This is a genomic window from Paenarthrobacter sp. YJN-5 (assembly GCF_015040095.1).
Taxonomy (GTDB): domain Bacteria; phylum Actinomycetota; class Actinomycetes; order Actinomycetales; family Micrococcaceae; genus Arthrobacter; species Arthrobacter ureafaciens.
On record NZ_CP053544.1, the window covers coordinates 2,534,869 to 2,555,091 of the forward strand.

Sequence of the window (20,223 nt, forward strand, 5' to 3'; positions counted from 1 at the left end):
TGAGGCTCAGCGGCCGTCGGGCATCAGTCGATCCGCTGGCGGCCCAGGCCCGCATAGATGTGGGGTCGTTTGGAGCGAAGGAACAACGCGTAGGCAATTCCGCCAAGGAAGAGGGCAAAGGTGAACGTCATGAAGATGATGGTGAGGAGCTGCGATCCCCCGATGAGCTCGGGGTAATTGGCTATGGCCAGATACGTGATCGCGCCCAGGAACAGGACGCTGATGACAGGTGCAACCACCGTCTTCCACACTGATTCCGGTGCGAAGCTGCGGCGCCTGACAAAATACACGAGCACGGCGAAACTCGTAATGAACATGAGAAGCAACACCGCGAAAGTTCCGCTGCCGCTGGCGATGGGGTAGAGAACGTCCGGGGCGACACCCAGGACGGTAAAGAGGATGATTGCCGCGGCCCAAACGATGCCCACTGCTACGGCGGAAACATACGGCGACTTATGGCGCCGGTGGACCCGGCCCAGGAACGACGGCAGGGCACGATCCGAGGCCAAGGCGAAGCTATACCTCGCGGCAATGTTCTGAATGGACAACATGCACGCAAGCACTGAGGTGATCAGAAGCAGAACCGCGATGTCCGCAAAGATTCTGCCGACAAGTCCGGTGACGGCATCGCTGAACAAGTTGACTGTATTGCTCTCAGCTTCTCCCTGGACCTTCTCCGGCCCAAGAAACGCGATGAACGCCCACGCTGCTACCGCGTAGAAGAGGCCGATGCCTGCTACCGCCAGGTACGTGGCGCGGGAGATGGTCTTATCCGGATCCTTGACCTCATCCCTGTAGATGACAGTGGCTTCGAAACCGAAGAAGTTCCCCACGGCAAATAACAACGCCAGTCCCAAGGTGGCGTCCGTGATCGATGGCAGGGCAAAGCCAACACTCTGGACAGTCTCGAGACCGTTGGCGGAGAACGAGGCGATGTCGAAAACGATGATGACGGCCACCTCGAGCAGCATCACGATGGTGAGCAGCTTCGCCGACAAATCAATCCGGTTATAGGCCAGTACCGTGGTGACAGCCGTTATTGCCAGCGCATACCAGTACCAGGCGATGTCCGGGCCACCAAGGGTGCTGGCCACGAATCCTTGCAGCGTCACCCCGAAGAAGGATGGGGCGAAGAATCCGATGAAGATATAACCGACCAGCGCCAGGAACGCACCCCCCAGGCCCGCAGGCTTCCCCAGGCCCGCAGTGACGAAGGAATAGAAACCACCAGGGCCTTGGACGCTGCGGCTCATCTTGACGAAACCCACAGAGAAGATCAGCAGCATGAGCGTCACGCCGATGTAAATCGCCGGTGCCGTCTGGCCGCTGAACATCAGCAGGACGGGGAGGGTACCGGCTACGGTAGCCAAGGGCGAAGAGAAGGCCAGCACGTTCATTGCGAGCTCGCCGACTCCCATGTTGCCGCTGAGCCGGTTTTCCTTGTTCTGACGCGTCACCTTTGGTACGTCAAGCGAGGTGTTGTTCATGTAATCCTCATCACTGGATGTTCAATGCTGAATGAGAGTATCGACTGGCCTCCAGCCGATGCTGTGCCGGATCGGGACACCCTTGCCGTTAACAGCCCGGCAAGGGCCGGGGTCCCGTCCGGACCCGGATCCGCTTGGGGGTTTAGTGCGCGGCGGCGGCAACCATCCGGCCAGGAACGGGCTCCCGGCTTCCGACGTCAAGAATCAATCGGGTCAACTCGACGGCGTGGTCTGAAAGGCGTTCCAGCTCGGCTTCGGTTCCGTTCCACGCGGTCCATCGTTGTGCTCCGTCGAGCACCGTGAAGACCGCTTTGATGCCTTCAGCGGTGATGCTCCTTCCCATTTCTTCCGCCGCCGCGCCGTACATGCGTTCATGCAGCTCCAGCCACGAATAGGCTTCTTCACGCGCATCCGGGTCCAGGAATGGCGCCACCTTGTCCCTGGCAACCAGGAAGTTCCAGAGATCGGCTTCAGGCCGCCGCAGCTGCTGGGCAAAATGGAAGCGCACAAGCACCTCCCAGTACTCTTCGGGACTCCTCGAGGGCAGGGCGGCGTCGAGCAGGTCATGGGCGAATCTGTACGTGAACCAGCGGAGTGACTCGGCGACAATCTCGTCCTTGCCGTGGGGAAAGCTCGAATAGAGGCTCGGAGCCTTCAAGCCAAGCTCGTGGCTCAAGGTGCGCATTGACACTGATTCGAAGCCGTGTTCCGTGGCCAGGCGAAGAAAGGCGGCCAGCGTACGGCGGCGGGCAGGAGATTCGGCGGACCAATCCCGGCGGGACAGAAACTTCTTGATGGCGGCGTTTGCCTGCTCACGCGGCGATTGACTCATTGCTTCCTCAGGATGGGATGGCTATCCCTAGAGTCTAACTAACGGTCGTTAGGCAGGGAAGGGGTTTTTTCGTCCCGCTAAGAGCCCGGTGTTGGCCATGGCGAGGCGTCGCGGATGTCGCGCCCTTGCGCCATGTCCGGAAGGATCCGGTGGACGAGCTTCCCGGAGCGCTTCACGTGAAGGTCAGTCCGCTCACCAAGATCGGTTTCGTTGAAGCGTGCCGATGCCCGCAACCATTCGGCGTGCCGTCCTTCTGCGAGCTTCCTGTTCATCATCGAGATCAACTCTCAAAAATAAGGGGGTTGTTGGGTCTCTTCAAGCATCCGTCCCCTGCCAACGCACCAACCGTGTCAGTTTGGGACACCCGCGGCCGCGCGCCGCCCGGTCATCATGAACCAGGCACCTACCCGGCTTCGCGGGACGGTCCGGGATCCAACGCCACCGCCAAATGGAGGCTGGAGCGATTGGAATCAAGCTGCGAGACCTGCATGGCGCAGCTGAACCCGTCTGTCAGGACCAGCGCCCCGCCGCCGGCTGCCAGCGCCGGCGCAAGGGAGTGCCGGGCTACCTGCATGGACACGTCGAAGTGTTCAGCCTCAAAGCCAAAGTTGCCGGCAACTCCGCAGCATGAGGACGACTCCACGAGCTCCGGCACGCCCCAGGCTTGGAGAACGCGCTTCTGGGCGCCGGAGCCGAACACGGCGTGTTCATGGCAGTGGGTTTGCAGTACGGCCTTTTCCGGCGCTGGGGCCGTGGGCCTCCAGCCGCGTGACATCGCTTCATCAACGGCGACGGAGAACGAGCGGACCCGGGCAGCTACCCGCGCAGCCGCCGCCCCGCCCACCATCTTGGGACCCTCGTCACGGATAGTGGCCGCGCAGCTCGGTTCCAGGACCACGATGGGCCGGTCCGTGCCGTCGTCGAGCCTGGTAATCAACCGTTCCAGCCGGCGTCGCGCCCCGTCACGTTGACCAGTGGAGATCCATGTCAGGCCACAGCAAGCGTCCGGGGTGCAGCCCACGGAGGTGCCCGAGTCGCGCAGCACCCGGGCAGCGGCCGGGACTACTTCGGGGCGGAAGGCGCGGGTGAAGCTGTCGATGAACAGGAGGAGGTCGGCATTGTCCGTGAAGCGTGCCTCACGTACCCGGCGCCGGATCCGGCCCCGCTTCGCGAAGTCCGGGAGCCGGCGTCGTGCACTGACGCCCAGCCATTCACCAACGATGCGGAAGGGGCGGACAGCGGTTCCCGCGTTGGCGATCGGCGCGATGCGCGTCAGAAACGGAAGCCAGCGCGGCAGCCAACCGATGGAGTAGTGCGTGAACGGCCTGACCTTGCCCCGGTAATGTTCATCCACCAGTTCGGATTTTGCTTCGGCGATGTCCACTCCCGTGGGACAGTCGGCGGAACACGCTTTGCACGACAAACAGAGGTCCAGGGCCTCGCGGACTTCGGGGCTGGACCAGCCGTCATGGCTGGTTCCCTTGGCCCGTACCAGTTCCTGAAGAACCCTTGCCCGTCCCCGCGTGGAGTCCTTCTCGTCCTTGGTGGCGCGGTAGCTGGGGCACATGAATCCGCCGGACGTCGCCCGGCAGCGCCCCACCCCGATGCATGCGTGCGTGTTGCCCACGAACGGGCTCACCACCGGGAGCAGTTCACGGTTTCCTGCAGAATGCACGACGGCGGTACCCGGCGCCGCGTCGGGCTCGCCGTGGCCGGGGCCGGGTTGGGCAACACCCGCCAAGGCAAGCGACGCGGCGAAGGGTTCGGGGTCCACGATGATTCCGGGATTGAGGATTCCTGCAGGGTCCCATTGGTGCTTGAAAGCTTTGAAGATGCCCAGCATTGCCGGTGTGTACATCACCTCCAGCAGTTCGCTGCGTGCGCGACCGTCGCCATGTTCTCCGGACAGTGACCCGCCGTGGGCCACCACGAGCTTGGCCGCCTCCCGGGTGAAGTCCTCGAACGTTTGACGTCCGTTGTCGCTGCGGAGATCGTAATCGAGGCGCATGTGGACGCAGCCGGCGCCGAAGTGTCCGTACATGAAAGCGGTGTAGCCGTACCTCTCCACGAGGGGCAGCAACTCCGCGAGGTAGTCCGCCAATCGATCCGGGGCAACGGCGGAGTCTTCCCAGCCCGGCCATGTTTGGATCCCGTCAATCCGGCGGGATGACAGCCCTGCCCCGTCTTCACGGACGCGCCAGAGCTTGGCCCGCTCCAGGGGTTCGGTGACCAGGGCATGATCGAGGATCCTGCCGTCGGCGGCGAGTTTGGCCAGCAGCCGCTCACAAGCAGCCGAGGCCTGCTGAATCGTGTCCCCCGGGAATTCGACCATCAGGAACGCCTTGCCCTGCGGCAGGGAGTCAACGCTGCCGGCACCACGCCTGTGGCGCATAATGTCCACAATTGACGCGTCGAGGCCTTCGATGGCGCTTGGCTTGGCGGCGAGGATGGTCATCACGTCGCGGGCGGAATCTATGGTGTTCGCATAACCGAGGCACAGCAGCGCTGTTGTGCGCGGCTTGGGAACCAGGCGTACCTTGGCCCTGACCACGATGGCGCAGGTGCCTTCGCTGCCGGCCATGGCAGCGGCAACATCCAGGCCGTTCTCGGGCAACAAGTGTCCCAAGTGGTAACCCGAGACCTGCCTCGGGATGTTTCCCAGTTCTACCCGGAGTGCAGCCAGGTTGGCCTGGGCGAGCCCCTTCAACCCGTGGAGCAGCTCTGCTGCCCGGGCAACGGAGTGCCCGTCCCGGTGATCGACGGCGCTGAGGAAGTTCCGCCCGGCGCGCAGGTAGGCACCGTCAGCCGTAACGAGCTCCACCTCCTCGACGTGCTGCGTCATGCGTCCATAGGCCACTGAGTGGTTGCCGCAGGCGTCGTTGCCAATCGAACCGCCCACGGTGGCCCGGGTCATGGATGAGGGATCGGGAGCAAAGGTCAACATGCCTGCCGTGACGGACTCTATGTACGAGCGCAGCTCACCGAGGACCACGCCGGCATCCACCCACACTGCTGCCTCGCCGGCGTCGGGCTTTTCCACGGCCGCCATCCGGCGTGACAGGTCCAGCACCAAGGAAGTGCCTATCGCATTGCCCGCCATGGACGTGCCGCCGCCGCGCGGCGTGATGGATATGCCCAGGGCCGAACATTCGCGCACGACTGCCCGGACGTCGTCGACGTTTGCCGGAAAAGCTACGGCGGCAGGCCGGACGCGGTAGTTGGAGGCGTCATAGGAGTATTCGGAGAGGCGACGCGGAGAATCATCCACCTCGATGCCTTGCCCGCGCAGACGGGCAAGCAGCCGCGTCAGTGTTGAGTCTCCGCCGTCGCCGTGGGGCATGATCGACTTCTCCCTTTCCATAGTGGTCCTTTGGAAGTCTAGGCGGAGGCCCGCCAGGCGGACTGTGCCAAAACAGAACGGGCACAGCGGACGGAATCCGCTGTGCCCGTTTCCTTATGCGGAAGTGGCTACTTCAGGAACTCGGACAGATTGTCCTTGGTGATGAGGGTGAATGGCAGCGTGTAGCGGTTGTCCACATTGGAGCCGTTGAGGAAGTCCGTAACAACCTCCACTGCCTTGACGCCCTGCCCCGCAGAGTCCTGGCGGACCGTCGCGGACATGGTGCCGGCCTTGATGTCCTGCAAGGCAGGCTCGGTTCCGTCGACGCCGACTACCGCTTTGAACTCAGCCGTACGGCCTGCGTCCTCAATGGCCGACGCGGCACCAATGGCCATCTCGTCGTTATTGGCCACCACGGCGTCAATCTGGCCGGACGGGAAGCGCTGGAGGGTGTCTTCCATGTTGCGCTTGGCGTCATCACGGCTGCCCTTGGCCTGGAATTCGGCCACGATCTTGAAGTTCTTGTTGATCGTCTTGTCGAATCCGGACTTGCGGCGGTCGGTCCACGAGGCACCGTAGATGCCCGCGGCGAACACCAGGTTGCCGCCGTCGGGCATGACCTTGTTGAGGTACTCGGCCTGCATCTGGCCGGCTACGGTGTCATCGACACCGATGTAGCTCTTGTAGCCGACATCAGAGCCTTCCGCGAACTCGGTGGACAGGATGAACAACGGGATGTTGGCAGCGATGACCCGCTTGGCGGCGTTCTGGCTGGCATCCCCGTCCAGCGGCTGCATGATCACAGCGTCCACCTGGCGGGTGAGGAGGTCCTCAACCTGGTTCAGTTCGCTGCCCACATCCTTCTTGGAGTCGGTGATGTTGAGCTTGACGCCCTTTTCTTCAGCCGTCTTCTTCATGGCGTCGGTCATGTGCGCCAAATCCGGGTCCTGCAGGTCGAGGACCACAACGCCGATGTTGTAGCTCTTCCCGGACTGTTCGGAACCGCTGGCGTTGCTGCTGCCTCCGCAGCCGGTGAGGGTCAGGGCTCCGGCAGCCAACATGGCTGTGGCCGCAGCGAGCTTGTGTCGCATTCCCATGGTTGATCCTTTCAGTGGTATTTGTCTGTGCGCTTGGAGATGGTGGTGTTGCGTTGGTTGGGTGCTGGACTAGTCGGATTTCCAGCGGTTCAGCAGCACGGCGAGGACGAGGATCACGCCTTGTACGCCTTGCTGGTAGTAGGAGGAAACGCCGAGCAGGTTCATGCCGTTCATGACGACGCCCAGCAGCAGGACCCCGATCACGGTTCCCCGGATGGTGCCGACGCCACCGAAGAGGCTCGTACCGCCAATCACGACGGCGGCGATCACCTGGAGCTCGTATCCGGTACCTGCCACGGGTGCGGCGCCATCCAGGCGGGCCGTCAGGACAAGACCGCCCAAGGCAGCCGTCACGCCACCGATCAGGTAGACGGTGAAGAGCACGCGGCTGGTGGAGATGCCCACTTTCTTGGCCGACTCTTCGTTGCCGCCCACGGCGTACACATGGGAGCCGAACTTGGTACGGCTCAACACAAATTCACAGATGATGGCGGCAAGCAGGAAGATGATCACAGGGACCGGAACGGGACCCAGGAATCCGGAGCCCAGCCATTCGGCCGGTCCGCTCAACCCGGAAACAACCTGCCCGTCAGTGATGACCAGGGCTGCGGTACGGGCTATGGCCATGGTGGCCAGCGTGGCCAGGAAGGGAAGGATTGCTCCCCAGACAACCATGGCTGCGCTGAGGAAACCGACCAGGAGTCCCACACCCAGGCCGGCTATCAGCGGGAGCCAGAAGGCGCCGCCACTGGCGGGTGCCAGGATGGCGAATGTCATGCCCGCCAAGCCGACGACCGAACCAACCGACAGGTCGATACCCGCGGTGATCATGATGAACGTCATTCCCAGCGCGATCAAGCCGATAATCGATGACTGCCGGACCACATTCACGATGTTGTTCAGGGTCAGGAAATTCGGCGCGGCCGCGGCGAGGACGATGAGGATCACCACGAACAGGATGATGATCCCGTAGTCCCCAATGAACCGCTTGACCTTGGTGGCCGTCAGGCCCTCCTTGAGATCGGCGGGTCCTAATTTTGTCTTGAGGTTGTCCATGGTGAGGCTCATGAGTCGCTCCCGGTTGTAGGTCCGCCAACGGCCATGGCATCAACGGCTTCCTTGCTTGACGTGCTTCCGATCTTGCGGCGGTCATCGGGGATGCCGCTTCCAGTGTCGACGTACTCATCCAAGGTGCCGTGGGAGATCAGGTGGGCCACCTGGGCTTCCGAGACCTCGCCGACGCGGAACCGGCCCACCACCTGCCCCTGGCGCATGACAGCGAAGCGGTCTGCCACTGCGAAGGCTTCGTCAAGCCGGTGGGTAATGATGATGACTGCAATCCCCAGATCCTTGAGCCGCTGGGTGACTTCGATCAACTTGTCCACCTTCGCCACCGACAGGTTGGCAGTGGGTTCGTCCATGATGATCAGACGTGCATCGAATGCCAGGGCGCGCCCAATGGCCACGGCCTGCCGCTGACCGCCCGAGAGGCGCTTGACCTTCAGGCGCGGGTTGATGGGGATGTCCAGGCGCTCCAGCACGCGCCTGGTCTCGGACTCCATCTTCTTGCGATCGATGATCCGCACCAGCGGACCGAGGATATTCTTCTGTGGTTCCCGGCCAAGGAAGATGTTGGTGCGTACGTCCAGGTTGTCTGCCAGGGCAAAGTCCTGGTAGACCATCTCGACACCCTGGTCCCGGGAAGCGGACGGCGTAGGAAACTCGGTCCGTTTTCCATCCAGCTCAATGGCGCCCCGATCGGGCTGGTAGACGCCCGTCAGCACTTTCATGAGCGTTGATTTGCCGGCGGCGTTGTCTCCTAGCAGAGCGAAGGTTTCGCCGGGCATGACATCGATGCTGACGCCGCGCAAAGCGGACACCGCCCCGAATGTCTTGTGTATGTCCTTGAGGGCGACAAGTGGAGCTGTCACCGGTGGTGCATCGGTCATCTCATCCTCGATTGATAGGGCCAAGCAAATGAACCGGTGAAACACCATTGGCGATGGTCCGTCCAACCACATTGTTTGACGTTGCGGAGGCGGGAAATCCAAAGACACCCGTAAACCGCGTGACCTGCGCCACTCTGTTTCACTTACTTGAACTTTGACGGACGCGATGCAACGGCGTGTGTGCCACTTTGGAACACGGCTTGCAGAAATTGTTGCCATAGGAAACGAATCAATCGCAATTAGCCGGAGTTAAAAGGGAAATGCCCGGCCCGTGCACGGATTGTTGCGAAAGAATCCGTGCCCGAGCCGGGCAGTCAAAGGGCTACGCTGACAAATCCACGGCAATGGCAGCGCCTGTTCGGGCTGACTTCTCCGCCGCGTCGGCCAGGACCAAGGCAGCACGGCCGTCCTCGAAGCCGGGACTCCGGGAGGGCAGGCCGCGGACAGCGCGCAGGAACTCGGCGACTTCAAGCCGGTACGCCTCCGCATAGCGCTCCAGGAAGAAGTTCTGGTACGGGCTTGTCCCCTCAACGGAACGCGCGCCCCAATGCCGCACCAGGCTGTCGTTCTTGTTGGCCACCTGGAGCAAACCGGTGGAGCCGAAGGCCTCGATGCGCTGGTCGTAGCCGTACGCGGAATGCCTTGAGTTGAGGATGGTCACGAGTTGGTCGTTGGAACCCCGAAGGGTGACCACGGTGGAATCGAAGTCGCCCGCCTCCCGGATGCTTTCGCTGAAGACGTTGGCACCGCGGGCCGAGACCTCCACAATGTCCGGAAGAAAGTAGCGGGCCATGTCCAGGTCGTGGATGGTCATGTCCCGGAAAATCCCGCCGGACTGGGTCAGGTAAGCCGCCGGCGGCTCCCCTGGATCCCGGCTGGTGATGATCAGCTGCTCCAAGGCACCGATCTCCCCGGCCCCCACCCGCCGCCGTAGTTCCACAAAATGCCGGTCAAAACGCTTGTTGAACCCCAAAGCGATCGGAACATCCGCAGCAGCCGCCTTGGCCCGGAGTGCATCAACCCGGGCAATCTCCAGGTCAACAGGTTTCTCACACAGCACGGGGATATTTGCATCGATCGACTGTTCAATGAGTTCCACGTGGGTAGCGGTCGGAGAGGCCACGATGACGGCATCCACTTCCCCTGAAGCAAAGACTTCGGCGGGGTCGTCACTGACCCTGCCGCCGAACTCGGCAGCAGTCCGCTTGGCACCTTCCAGGTATGGATCGCACACCCAAGTGAGCGTCGCTTCTTCCAACGTTGCCAGGCTCATGGCATGCACCTGACCGATCCTCCCGGTCCCGAACAGGCCAACCCTGATCTGTTGCGTCATTGCAGCCCTCCAATAATGCAGTAGTTATTGATCAATCTTCTGCCGGCCCAAACGCGCATAGACCTCGGGGCGCTTTGAACGCAGGAAGTATGCATAAATAATGCCGCCGATGAACAAAGCAAAAGTAAATGTCATGAAAATTGCCGTCATGACGGCCGATCCGCCGATCAGCTCGGGATAATTCGCAATTGCCAGATAAGTAATCAGGCCAAGGAACAACACGCTGACGATGGGGGAAACAATGGTCTTCCACACGGATTCGGGAGCGAAACTGCGGCGGCGCACAAAGTAGACCAGCACCGCGAAACTCGTAATGAACATCAGCAGCAGGACCGAGAACGTGCCGCTTCCACTGGCGATCGGATAGAGGGCCTCGGGAGCAACCCCCACCAGGGTGAACACCACAGTGGCAACCACCCAAACCATGCCCACGCCCACCGCCGAAACATAGGGGGACTTATGCCGTGGGTGGACGCGGCCGAGGATCCTCGGCAGCGCCCCGTCGGCCGCCAGCGAGAAGCTGTACCGGGCCGCAATATTCTGGATGGACAGCATGGAGGCCAGGATCGACGTGATCAACAGGACCACCCCGATATCGGCAAAAATCTTGCCGACCAGCACAGTGGCTCCGTCGTTGAACAGATTCACCGTGTTTGCTTTGGCCTCGTCCTGGACATTGTCGGCGCCGAGGAATGCCGTGTAGGCCCATGCGGCCACCGCGTAGAACAGGCCAATGCCGACCACCGCCAGATACGTGGCCCTGGGAATGGTCCGGTCAGGGTTCTTCACTTCATCCCGGTAGATAACCGTCGCTTCGAACCCGAAGAAATTTCCCACGGCGAACAACAGGGCCAGGCCCAACCCGGCGTCGGTGATCCAGGGCATGGAGAACCCGACACCCTGTGACACGTCGCCCGACGCGAACGCGGCCACATCGAAAATGACCACCACGGCCGATTCCAGCAACATGACTACCGTCAGGACCTTTGCCGACAAGTCGATGCGGTTGTAAGCCAACAGCGTGGTGACGGTGATGATGCCCAACCCGTACCAGTACCACGGAATCTCCGGACCACCCAGGGTGTTTACCACAAAGCCCTGCAGGGTGAGGGCGAAGAGGGACGGCGCAAAGAAGCCGATGAAGATGTAACCCACCAGCGCCAACAGTGCACCACCAAGACCGGCCGGCTTGCCAAGGCCGGCGGTGACGAATGAATAGAAGCCGCCTGGAGCGTCCACGCTGCGGCTCATCCTGACGAACCCCACTGAGAAGATCAGGAGCATCAACGTCACCAGGAGGTAGATGCCCGGAGCCGTGTGCCCGCTGAAAAGGAGCATCACAGGCAGGGTGCCTGCAACGGTGGTCAGCGGGGAGGAGAAGGCGAGCACGTTCATCACGAGCTCGCCCACCCCCATGTTGCCGCTGAGCTTGTCTTCCTGGGTCCGGGTAGGCGTCTGCTTCCCTTTTGTTGTGCTTGACATGTAATCCTCGTCGCAGTTTTGAGTGCTGAATCACACTATCGACGCGGATTGTGGGAGCACTGTACCAGCTTGGGACAGGGGTTTTGGAGCAGTTCCGCCAAGCTTTTTCAGGTCCACGATGTCATTGAGCGGCTCGCCCGTCTTCCACTTCTGCAGGTTTGCTGCGAAGCAGTCCACAACCCGGCCACGCCACCCGACCAGGTCCCCGGAGGCGTGGGGCGAGACCAGGATGTTGCTGCGGCTCCAGAGTGGATTTTCAGCTGCCAACGGCTCGTTCTCGAAAACGTCCAGGGCTGCTGCACCCACGTGCCCGGCGTCGATGGCGTCGAGCAGGTCCTGTTCCACCACCACGGCCCCGCGGCCCACATTGACCAACCGTGCTCCCGGACGCATTTTGTCAAAGCGTGCAGCGTTGAACAGCCCGCGGGTCTCCTCAGTGAGCGGCACCGTCAGCACCACGTCCTGGGCCTCCCCAAGGAGCAGGTCCAGCTCCTCGAAGGAGGCAATGGTGCCCAGTTGCTTATCCTCACGCGCTGTCCGCCCGACGACCGACACATCCATGCCCGCCGCACGCAGCAGCAGGACTGTCTCGCGCCCCACGGGTCCAGGGCCGACCACCAGGACCTTGCGTCCCAGCAACGGTTCGGTTTCCCGGTGCTGCCAGGTCCTTGCTTGCTGCAGTTCGATGGTTCGGCGCAGGTCCTTGGTGAACATCAACAGGACACCCAGGACCCACTCCGCGATGGGGCGTTCACACACTCCACGGGAGTTGCTGACCACGATCTCGCTATTGATGATCTCCTCGGTCATGAGGCTGTCCACGCCGATACTGGAGGTGTGGATCCACCGCAACTCCCCCGGGCCAACTTCGTGCAAGAGCTTGGTGCGGAAATCGTTGAGGAACAGGATCTCCGTTCCGGGCAGCGCGGCCCGGAACTCCTCGGCGGTCCGCACCACCACTACCTCGGCCTCGGCGTCCAGCCGCTCCACAGGAGGCAACGGCCGGCCGTCCTGGACGATGACGATTACTTTTGGTCGTGACATGCCCGTTCCCTGTCCTTCCTCGTCGCGGCTTCTCACCAGCCGCCCTGCCAGCCGCTCATCAGGCCATACGGCAGGCGCTGCGGTTCCTCATCAGGGAGGCCCTTGAGGAAATCGAAGTCGCAGCCCTCGTGAGCCTGGTTGACGTGGTCAATGAACAGTCGACCGTAGCCGCGGCGATACTTGGGCTGCGGAAGCTTGAGGTCAGCGAGCCGGGCTTCGATCTCCTCCTGGGGGAGGTCGAGGTCCAGGCGCTGGTTTTCGACGTCCAGCACGATCGGATCGCCGTCCCGGACAATGGCCAACGGACCGCCCACGGCAGCTTCAGGGGACACATGCAGCACCGTGGTGCCGAACGCGGTACCGCTCATGCGGGCATCGGAGATCCGCACGATGTCCCGGACGCCCTTGCGCAGCAGCTTTTGCGGAATGGGCAGCATGCCCCATTCCGGCATTCCGGGCGCACCCACCGGGCCGCTGTTGCGGAGCACCAGGACCGAGTCCTCCGTGATGTCCAGGTCCGGATCGTCAATCCTGCGGCCAAGGTCGTAGATGTCCTCGAAAACTATGGCCGAACCCTTGTGCTGCAGCAGGTCCTTGGAGGCTGCGCTGCGCTTGATCACCGCACCGTTCGGGGCCAACGAGCCGCGAACGACGGCGATGCCACCGGATGCATCGAACGGCGCCTCAAGCGTGCTCACGACGACGCCGTCCGGCTCAGGTGCCGATTCGTAGCCCTTTGCGAGGGATTCGCCCGTGACGGTCAAGGCATCCCGGTGCAACAGCGGATCCAGGGCCTTCAGCACCGTGGGGATGCCGCCGACCTCGAAGAGCTGTTTCACGAGGTATTCACCGGACGGGCGGACGTTGGCGATCCGCGGAGTGCGCTGCGAAATCTCGTGGAACCGGTCCAGCTGAAGTTCGTAACCCACCCTGCGGGCAAGTGCCAAAAGGTGAACCACGGCATTGGTGGAGCCACCTACGGCCATCAGCAACGTGATGGCGTTATCAAACGCTTCCTTGGTCAGGATCTCGCTGGGCTTCGGACCTGACAGGGCCATGTCAACGGCCCTGCGGCCAGTGGCTTCCGCGGCTTGCCCGCGCCGGGCGTCGACGGCGGGGATGGACGCACTGCCCGGGAGGCACATGCCCAAGGCCTCAACGAGGGACGTCATGGTGGAGGCCGTGCCCATTTCGCTGCAGTGCCCGGCGGAGGGCTTGGCGGCGGACTCAAGTTCGTCGAAGTCGGCCTCGGTGATCTTTCCTGCCCGCAGTTCATCGGCGTACTTCCAGGTGTCCGTCCCGACACCCAATTGCTTGCCCCGGAAGTGGGCGGGCTCCTGGGGGCCGCCGGTCAGCATGATGGTGGGAATGTCTGCGCTGGCGGCTCCCATGAGCTGCGCGGGGACGGTCTTGTCACAGCCGCCCAACAGCACGATCGCGTCGAGAGGGTAGGCGCGGATGGATTCCTCGACGTCCATGGCCATCAGGTTGCGGAACTGCATGGCCGAGGGCTTCATCAGGCTCTCGCCCAAGGAGATGGTGGGAAACTCCAGCGGCAAACCACCGGCCATCAGGACGCCACGCTTCACGGCCTCGGCAAGCAGTTTGAAGTGGATGTTGCAGTTGACCAGCTCCGACCAGGAGTTGGCGATGCCAATGACCGGCCGGTCCTTAATGGCGAAGCGCGAGAAGCCTTCGGCCTGGATAGCGGTGCGGTGCACGAATCCGGTGAGGTCGTGCGGCGCAAACCAGCGTGCGCTGCGGAGATCGTTGTACTTCGAGTCGGACATAACCTTCAAAGCTCCTTGGCTTGTTTGTCTTGATGAGGTCTTGGGTGCGGCTGCTAAGCGGCCGAAGTGCCGCCGTCGAACGCCATGCTGGTACCAGTGGCGAACGTGCCCTCGACGGCGAGGAAGTAGATGGCCGCCGCCACTTCTTCCGGCTCCGCGAGCCGGCTGAGCGGGACGGTGCTCTCCTTCTGCCGCAGGGCCACAACCGGGTCCGGCGCGGCGTCCAGGCCGGCGCGCAGCATGGGCGTGTCGATCGGCCCGGGGCAGACGGCGTTGACACGGACAGAGGGCGCCAACTCAAGGGCCAGCGCCTTGGTCAGCCCCACGACGCCGGCCTTCGCAGCGCAGTAGTGGGCCAGTCCTGCAACGCCCATGGTTGCGAGGTCCGAGGCAACGTTGACAATCGACCCTCCCCCGGACCTGCGCATGTGGAGGCCCGCTTCCCGCGCGATGTAGAAGGTGCCGGAAAGGTTGGTGTCCAGCACCTCACGCCAGCGGTCCTCGTCCAGGTCCTCAAGGGCCGCGTAGCCGGCAACGCCCGCAGCGTTGACTGCCACGTCCAGCCCGCCGAGGGCGTAAATGGCTCCCCGGACGCCGTTCCGGGCCGATTCTGCACTGGCGACGTCGGCAACCACGTGATGCGCACCGCCGTCGAGCTCTCCCGCAACGCGCAGCAGCTCCCCCGGGCGGCGGCCCAGCAGCGCTACCCGGGCACCACGGGCAGCGAACAGTTTCGCGGTCGCTTCTCCGACGCCGGACGTCGCTCCTGTGACGATCACCCGCAAGGGTTCCGTCCGGTTCCACGGGCTGCGGTGCATCATCGTCGACGGCTCCTGTTGGTTGGCGTTGCGGGACTAGTACGTTCTACTCAAACAGTCCGGCCCCGGCCCCGGATGTCTCAGATTGAGACACAGCGCACCCTCCGTGGGTTCCTAGGCTGATGGGCAGATGCCGTCTTTCTTCGCGGCACAGCACCGCCTGAAAGCGGCACAGACTAAGGAGTCCACTTTGAAAGACCAGAACCGCATTGGCGTTGGCCTCATCTCGGTGGGGTGGATGGGGCGCCTGCACTCGCGCGCCTACCTCGCTACGAAGCAGTTCTTCCCTGAACTGCCGCGCCACCCCGAGCTGGTGATCGCCGCAGACCCCGACGACGCCGGTCGCCACCACGCCGAGGACGCACTCGGCTATAAGGAAACGGCCACCGACTACCGCAAAGTACTCGAGAACCCGGACGTCGACGTTGTCTCGATCTGCTCCCCCAACTTCCTGCACCACGAAATCGCCATGGCAACCATCGAGGCCGGCAAGCACTTCTGGATCGAAAAGCCCATGGGCCGCAGTGCCCGGGAATCCCGCGAAATAGCCCAGGGCGCCGAAGCCGCAGAGCTGATCACCTCCGTGGGCTTCAACTACCGGCACGCACCGGCCGTCGCGGAAGCCCGTCGGCTCATCCGGTCCGGCGCTCTGGGCCGGATCACCAACGTGCAGATCCGCCTCCTCACGGGCTATGCCTCCGACCCGACGCAGGTCTTCACATGGCGTTACGAGCAGGCACGCGCCGGTTCGGGAGTCCTTGGCGACGTCCTGAGCCATGGCTTCGACCTTGCACAGTTCCTGGTTGGCCGGATCACCTCGCTCAACGCGGTCACCGAAACTTTCATCAAGGACCGTCCACTGCCCGCAGGCAACTCCTCCAACTCCTTCGACATGGGCCAGGCATCGGACGTCACCCGTGAAGTGGAGAACGAGGACTACACGGCGATGTTGGCCCGTTTTGAAGGCGGCGCGATCGGTATGTTCGAATCCACCCGTGTAGCCATTGGCCCGCACGCCGAATACATCATCGAGGTGTACGGCTCGGAAGGCTCGCTGCGCTGGAACTTCGAACGAATGAACCAGCTTGAACTCGCCACGGACCGCAGCGGATACCGCACCATCATGACCCCGCCGTCCTACGGAGAATTCGGCCGCTTCCAGCCAGGACCCGGCCCCGGCATCGGATTCAACGACCTCAAGACCATCGAGGCCGCGCTGTTCCTGCGTTCCGTGGCCGAAGGCAAGCAGCTCGGCCCCTCCGCCGCCGACGGCTGGTCCGCCTCGGAACTCGTTGATGCCTCCCTGACGAGCGCCGGTTCCGGCGGCTGGGTGGACATCCCGGAAGTGTCCGGGCAGACCACGTACGGAGCCTGAGTCCCGGGCAAAGAAGGAATCGGGGGCAACGAAGGAAACCGGGACAAAGAAGGAGGCCGGATCGTAATGATCCGGCCTCCTTCTGCTGCGTTGAAAACTACACTCCAAGGACCTACTTCGCGAAGCGGAACAGCTTCTTGTTGGCGAACTCCAACATGCCCACCTTGCCCAGTTCGCGGCCGTAGCCGGACTTCTTGACGCCGCCGAATGGCACGTCCGCACCGCTGAGGTCGTAGGCACCGACGAAGACCATGCCGACGTCGAGCTGGTTGCCGACGCGCTCGGCGCGCTCGACGTCGTCGCAGATCACCACCGAACCCAGGCCGTACGGCGAGGAGTTCGCGAGCTTGATTGCTTCCTCGTCGCTGCTGACCTTGTACAACTGGGCGACCGGACCAAACAGCTCCTCGCTGTAAACGTCCATGGACGGGGTGATGTTGGTAATCACCGTGGGAGTGAAGACGTTGCCTTGCGGCTCATTGTTGCCCACCAGGATTTCGGCGCCCTGGTCCAACGCACCCTGTACCTGGGAAGCCAGGAACTTGGTGGCCGAATCTGAGGACATCGGGCCGAAGTCGCCGTTCTCGTAGGACTGGCCGGCGATGGCAGCCTTGAACTTCCCGGCGAACTCGTCAAAGTACTTGTTCAGCACCACAATCCTCTTGGAACCGTTGCACGATTGGCCCGTGTTGCCCATGCGGCCCATCACGGCCTTCTTCACTGCAAGGTCCACGTCATCGGTATCGAGCACCAGGAACACGTCGGCGCCGCCAAGTTCCAGGACGCACTTCTTCAGGGCACGTCCGGCCTGCTCCGCCACGATCGCACCCACCTGCTCCGAACCGGTCAGCGAGACACCCTGTACGCGGTCGTCGGCGATCATGGTGGAAATCTGCTGGTGGGTGGCGAACAGGTTGACGTAGGCACCCTCGGGGAAACCTGCGTCGCGGAAGAGTTCCTCCAACGCCAACGCCGACTCCGGGCACTGGCTGGCGTGGCGGACGATCACCGTGTTGCCAACGATGATGTTGGGGATCGCGAACCGTGCCACTTGGTAGTAGGGGTAGTTCCACGGCATGATGCCCAGGATCACGCCGAGGCCCTGGTAGCGGAAGAAGGTCCTCAGTCCATCCGCCACCTCCAGTTCCTCGTCCGCGAGCCACTCTTCCGCGTGCTCGGCGAAGGCAGCTGCGATGGAACCGGAAAACTCGGCTTCCCCCACGGCCTGCTGCAACGGCTTGCCCATCTCACGGTTGATGATGGCGGCCAGTTTGTCCTTGCGCTCAACAAACAGGTCCGCGAGGCGCTTGGCCAAGACAGCGCGCTCGGCCACGGTCGTGGTCCGGGACCACTCCTGGTAGGTCTTCTGTGCTGCGCCGAGTCCTGCCTCGACCTCTGCGTCGCTGGCCGCTGGGTACTCGGCATGAATGGTTCCGGTAGCCGGATCAGTAACGGCAAATGAGCTCATAGTGAATGCTCCTTGGTCAGAAAATGGGGACTGTTATCGGAAAACAAGCGGGCGGGACCGCCGATGGAGCGGTCCCGCCCCATGTGCCTAGCGCGGTTCGGGTGCGGTGGTGGCAGCGTAGTAGCGCTGGCGGGCGCGGCCTTCGAGGTGCTTGGCAGTACCTTCCTGGCTGCCCGGGCGCTGGGAGGTCATCGGCACTCCGACGTCCCAGAAAGCGCCGTTGCCGGACAGGTACCGGTACTGCTCGACGTGGGCGACGATCACGGCGGGCCCCTCAGCGGCACGGGCCTCGGCGAGGGCGCCCTCAAACTCCTCGATGGTGGTTGTTGACCACGCGACGCAGCCCATGCTGGCCGCGTTGGCAGCGATGTCGAACTCCAGGACCGGCCCGTCAAGGCGTCCGGACCCCGCGTTGCGCTCCTTGTACTGCGTACCGAATTCACGGCCCGGGCCGCCCTTGGCGACCTGGAGGGGCCAGATGCATTGGTGGCCACGGTTGTCGACCACGATCGTGATGATCTTCTGGCGCTCCTGCACTGCGGTTACCAGTTCAGTGGGCTGCATGAAGTACGTGCCGTCACCGATGAGGACATAGACCTCACCGGGCTCGCCGTCGCGGGCGATTCGGTAGCCCAGTCCTGCGGGTATCTCATGGCCCATGCAGGAGTTGGCGTATTCGAAGTGGATTTCGGTGCCGTTTGAAGGATCCCAGGCTTTGTGGATGCCCTCCACCACGCCACCGGAGCCCAGGATCAGCGCGTCCTCGCCCGTGGTGGTCCTGTTCAAGACGTCGATGACCTGCGCCTGGCTCATCTTCTCGCCCGGGAAGGCCTGCAGGTCGTGTTTGCGCACTTCCAGCGTGGCCTTGCGTGCATCGGCAATGTCGCTCCTGAATCCCGCGGATGTCGAATAGCCGACGGCGGAAAGGCGTTCCCGGAGGGCCGCGAGGTTCAGCCTGGCATCTCCGATGACGGGGAATGAGCCCATCTTGTGGGCGTCGAACGCACCAACGTTGAGGTTGACGAATTTCACGTCAGGGTTCTGGAAGAGGGAGTGCGAGGCCGTGATGAAGTCCTGCAGGCGCGAACCCACCGTAATCACGACGTCCGCGGCGTCGGCGATCTCGTTGGCACCCACTGTGCCCGTCACGCCCAGCGCACCAAGGTTCAAGTCGGTGACGGGGCCGCTGCCCTTACCGGCGTACGTTTCCGAGACAGGGATGCCGAATTCGGCGCTGAAACGCGCCAGTTCTTCCTGTGCTTTGGAGTAGCGGACTCCACCACCGGCGATCAGCAGCGGACGCCGGGCGTTCTGGATGATCCCGGCGGCGTCACGAAGTTCGTCCTCAACTGCCGGGCGCCGGCGGATATGCCACACGCGGGGGGTGAAGAAGGTCTCCGGGAAGTCGAACTCGGCACCCTGGATGTCCTGCGGCAGGCATACTACGACCGCACCGGCTTCCACCGGGTCGGTAAGGACGCGCATGGCCTCCGGAAGGGTGGACAGCAGCTGGGCCGGGTGGGTGATCCGGTCAAAGTAGCGGCTGACCGGACGGAAGCAGTCGTTGGCGGAGACATCGCGCTCCACCGGGTGCTCGATCTGCTGCAGCACGGGATCGCCGAAGCGGTTGTTGATGATGTCCGCGGGGAACAACAGCACCGGGAGGCGGTTGGTCGTGGCGGTTGCAGCACCGGTGACCATGTTGGTGGAACCAGGGCCGGCAGAGGCCGTGCAAGCCAGCGTGGCGGCACGGTTGGACGCCTTGGCAAAGCCGATGGCTGCGTGAACTGCGGACTGTTCGTTCTTGGCCTGATAGTAGGTGAAGTCGGAACCGTATTCGTCGATGCCCTGTGCCAGGCCGACGGAGTTGCCGTGGCCGAAGATGCCGTACATGCCGGGGACCAGTCGGCGCTTCTCGCCGTCCAGTTCGCTGTACTGGACCTGCAAATACTCAACGATTGCTTGTGCGACAGTGCGGCGGCGGACGGCCTTTTTGTCGGCTGCGGTCTTGACGTCTGTGCCGATGTCAGCAGCGGCTGTGGTAGTCATGCGTTCTCCTAAATTCGTAGGTGCGTCGGCATTTGCAAACCGATTCGCCCGAACCTCAGGTTTTCACTGCGGGAAAGCAACGTTGTGTCCCACTTTGGGACGCGGCCCCCTACTGCCCCGGACACGCAAAAAACAGCGGCCGACGGCGGCACGCGAGTA

At 63.0% G+C, this 20,223-nt stretch carries 15 protein-coding genes; 1 reads left to right on the plus strand and 14 read right to left on the minus strand.

The features are described 5' to 3' along the window. Positions 1-23 precede the first annotated feature (23 nt). From HMI59_RS12000 to HMI59_RS12055, 12 genes are all read right to left on the minus strand, one after another. The gene (locus tag HMI59_RS12000; RefSeq protein ID WP_193591446.1) at positions 24-1,487 is read right to left on the minus strand and encodes an APC family permease; all 1,464 of its coding nucleotides are present in this window, start codon (positions 1,485-1,487) and stop codon (positions 24-26) included. A 142-nt stretch (positions 1,488-1,629) separates the two neighbouring features. Beyond that, positions 1,630-2,319 (minus strand): TetR/AcrR family transcriptional regulator, encoded by a 690-nt coding sequence (locus HMI59_RS12005; protein ID WP_166186304.1) that lies wholly within the window; start codon positions 2,317-2,319, stop codon positions 1,630-1,632. Between the two features lie 77 nt (positions 2,320-2,396). Then, positions 2,397-2,594, minus strand: a complete 198-nt coding sequence (locus tag HMI59_RS12010; protein ID WP_166186303.1) for a hypothetical protein — start codon at positions 2,592-2,594, stop codon at positions 2,397-2,399. Between the two features lie 128 nt (positions 2,595-2,722). Continuing rightward, positions 2,723-5,680, minus strand: coding sequence for an FAD-binding and (Fe-S)-binding domain-containing protein (locus HMI59_RS12015; RefSeq protein ID WP_166186302.1), 2,958 nt, complete (start codon positions 5,678-5,680; stop codon positions 2,723-2,725). A 107-nt stretch (positions 5,681-5,787) separates the two neighbouring features. Further along, complete coding sequence (locus tag HMI59_RS12020) at positions 5,788-6,756, minus strand: sugar ABC transporter substrate-binding protein (protein ID WP_021472190.1); 969 nt, start codon at positions 6,754-6,756, stop codon at positions 5,788-5,790. A gap of 69 nt (positions 6,757-6,825) precedes the next feature. Further along, complete coding sequence (locus HMI59_RS12025) at positions 6,826-7,824, minus strand: ABC transporter permease (protein WP_021472189.1); 999 nt, start codon at positions 7,822-7,824, stop codon at positions 6,826-6,828. Beyond that, entirely contained in the window at positions 7,821-8,705 is an 885-nt protein-coding gene (locus HMI59_RS12030; RefSeq protein WP_166186301.1) for an ATP-binding cassette domain-containing protein, read from the minus strand. Before HMI59_RS12030 ends, HMI59_RS12025 begins: the two co-directional genes overlap by 4 nt. 322 nt (positions 8,706-9,027) lie before the next feature. Continuing rightward, a complete protein-coding gene (gene iolG, locus HMI59_RS12035) occupies positions 9,028-10,038 on the minus strand; it encodes an inositol 2-dehydrogenase (protein ID WP_193591448.1) in 1,011 nt (336 codons plus the stop codon). Positions 10,039-10,062: 24 nt separating this feature from the next. Next, positions 10,063-11,520, minus strand: a complete 1,458-nt coding sequence (locus tag HMI59_RS12040) for an APC family permease (RefSeq protein WP_193591449.1) — start codon at positions 11,518-11,520, stop codon at positions 10,063-10,065. Between the two features lie 30 nt (positions 11,521-11,550). Then, positions 11,551-12,564 (minus strand): D-2-hydroxyacid dehydrogenase, encoded by a 1,014-nt coding sequence (locus HMI59_RS12045; RefSeq protein WP_193591450.1) that lies wholly within the window; start codon positions 12,562-12,564, stop codon positions 11,551-11,553. A 32-nt stretch (positions 12,565-12,596) separates the two neighbouring features. After that, positions 12,597-14,354 (minus strand): IlvD/Edd family dehydratase, encoded by a 1,758-nt coding sequence (locus HMI59_RS12050; protein ID WP_193591451.1) that lies wholly within the window; start codon positions 14,352-14,354, stop codon positions 12,597-12,599. 53 nt (positions 14,355-14,407) lie between these two features. After that, complete coding sequence (locus HMI59_RS12055; protein ID WP_166186296.1) at positions 14,408-15,175, minus strand: SDR family NAD(P)-dependent oxidoreductase; 768 nt, start codon at positions 15,173-15,175, stop codon at positions 14,408-14,410. A gap of 187 nt (positions 15,176-15,362) precedes the next feature. Between HMI59_RS12055 and HMI59_RS12060 the strand changes: the two genes are divergently transcribed. Beyond that, a complete protein-coding gene (locus tag HMI59_RS12060) occupies positions 15,363-16,547 on the plus strand; it encodes a Gfo/Idh/MocA family protein (protein ID WP_166186295.1) in 1,185 nt (394 codons plus the stop codon). 112 nt (positions 16,548-16,659) lie between these two features. Here HMI59_RS12060 and HMI59_RS12065 read toward each other — a convergent pair whose 3' ends face one another. Together HMI59_RS12065 and iolD are read right to left on the minus strand one after the other, a co-directional pair. Further along, positions 16,660-18,015, minus strand: a complete 1,356-nt coding sequence (locus HMI59_RS12065; RefSeq protein ID WP_193591452.1) for an aldehyde dehydrogenase family protein — start codon at positions 18,013-18,015, stop codon at positions 16,660-16,662. A gap of 87 nt (positions 18,016-18,102) precedes the next feature. Next, positions 18,103-20,064 carry a 3D-(3,5/4)-trihydroxycyclohexane-1,2-dione acylhydrolase (decyclizing) gene (iolD, locus tag HMI59_RS12070; protein ID WP_193591453.1) on the minus strand — a complete coding sequence of 654 codons (1,962 nt, stop codon included), beginning with the start codon at positions 20,062-20,064 and terminating at the stop codon, positions 18,103-18,105. Positions 20,065-20,223 lie beyond the last annotated feature (159 nt).

Coding starts and splice junctions, on each gene's coding strand:
- HMI59_RS12000 (WP_193591446.1), bottom strand. CDS start 1,487: ATGAACAACACCTCGCTTGACGTACCAAAGGTGACGCGTCAGAACAAG.
- HMI59_RS12005 (WP_166186304.1), bottom strand. CDS start 2,319: ATGAGTCAATCGCCGCGTGAGCAGGCAAACGCCGCCATCAAGAAGTTT.
- HMI59_RS12010 (WP_166186303.1), bottom strand. CDS start 2,594: ATGATGAACAGGAAGCTCGCAGAAGGACGGCACGCCGAATGGTTGCGG.
- HMI59_RS12015 (WP_166186302.1), bottom strand. CDS start 5,680: ATGGAAAGGGAGAAGTCGATCATGCCCCACGGCGACGGCGGAGACTCA.
- HMI59_RS12020 (WP_021472190.1), bottom strand. CDS start 6,756: ATGGGAATGCGACACAAGCTCGCTGCGGCCACAGCCATGTTGGCTGCC.
- HMI59_RS12025 (WP_021472189.1), bottom strand. CDS start 7,824: ATGAGCCTCACCATGGACAACCTCAAGACAAAATTAGGACCCGCCGAT.
- HMI59_RS12030 (WP_166186301.1), bottom strand. CDS start 8,705: ATGACCGATGCACCACCGGTGACAGCTCCACTTGTCGCCCTCAAGGAC.
- iolG (WP_193591448.1), bottom strand. CDS start 10,038: ATGACGCAACAGATCAGGGTTGGCCTGTTCGGGACCGGGAGGATCGGT.
- HMI59_RS12040 (WP_193591449.1), bottom strand. CDS start 11,520: ATGTCAAGCACAACAAAAGGGAAGCAGACGCCTACCCGGACCCAGGAA.
- HMI59_RS12045 (WP_193591450.1), bottom strand. CDS start 12,564: ATGTCACGACCAAAAGTAATCGTCATCGTCCAGGACGGCCGGCCGTTG.
- HMI59_RS12050 (WP_193591451.1), bottom strand. CDS start 14,354: ATGTCCGACTCGAAGTACAACGATCTCCGCAGCGCACGCTGGTTTGCG.
- HMI59_RS12055 (WP_166186296.1), bottom strand. CDS start 15,175: ATGATGCACCGCAGCCCGTGGAACCGGACGGAACCCTTGCGGGTGATC.
- HMI59_RS12065 (WP_193591452.1), bottom strand. CDS start 18,015: ATGAGCTCATTTGCCGTTACTGATCCGGCTACCGGAACCATTCATGCC.
- iolD (WP_193591453.1), bottom strand. CDS start 20,064: ATGACTACCACAGCCGCTGCTGACATCGGCACAGACGTCAAGACCGCA.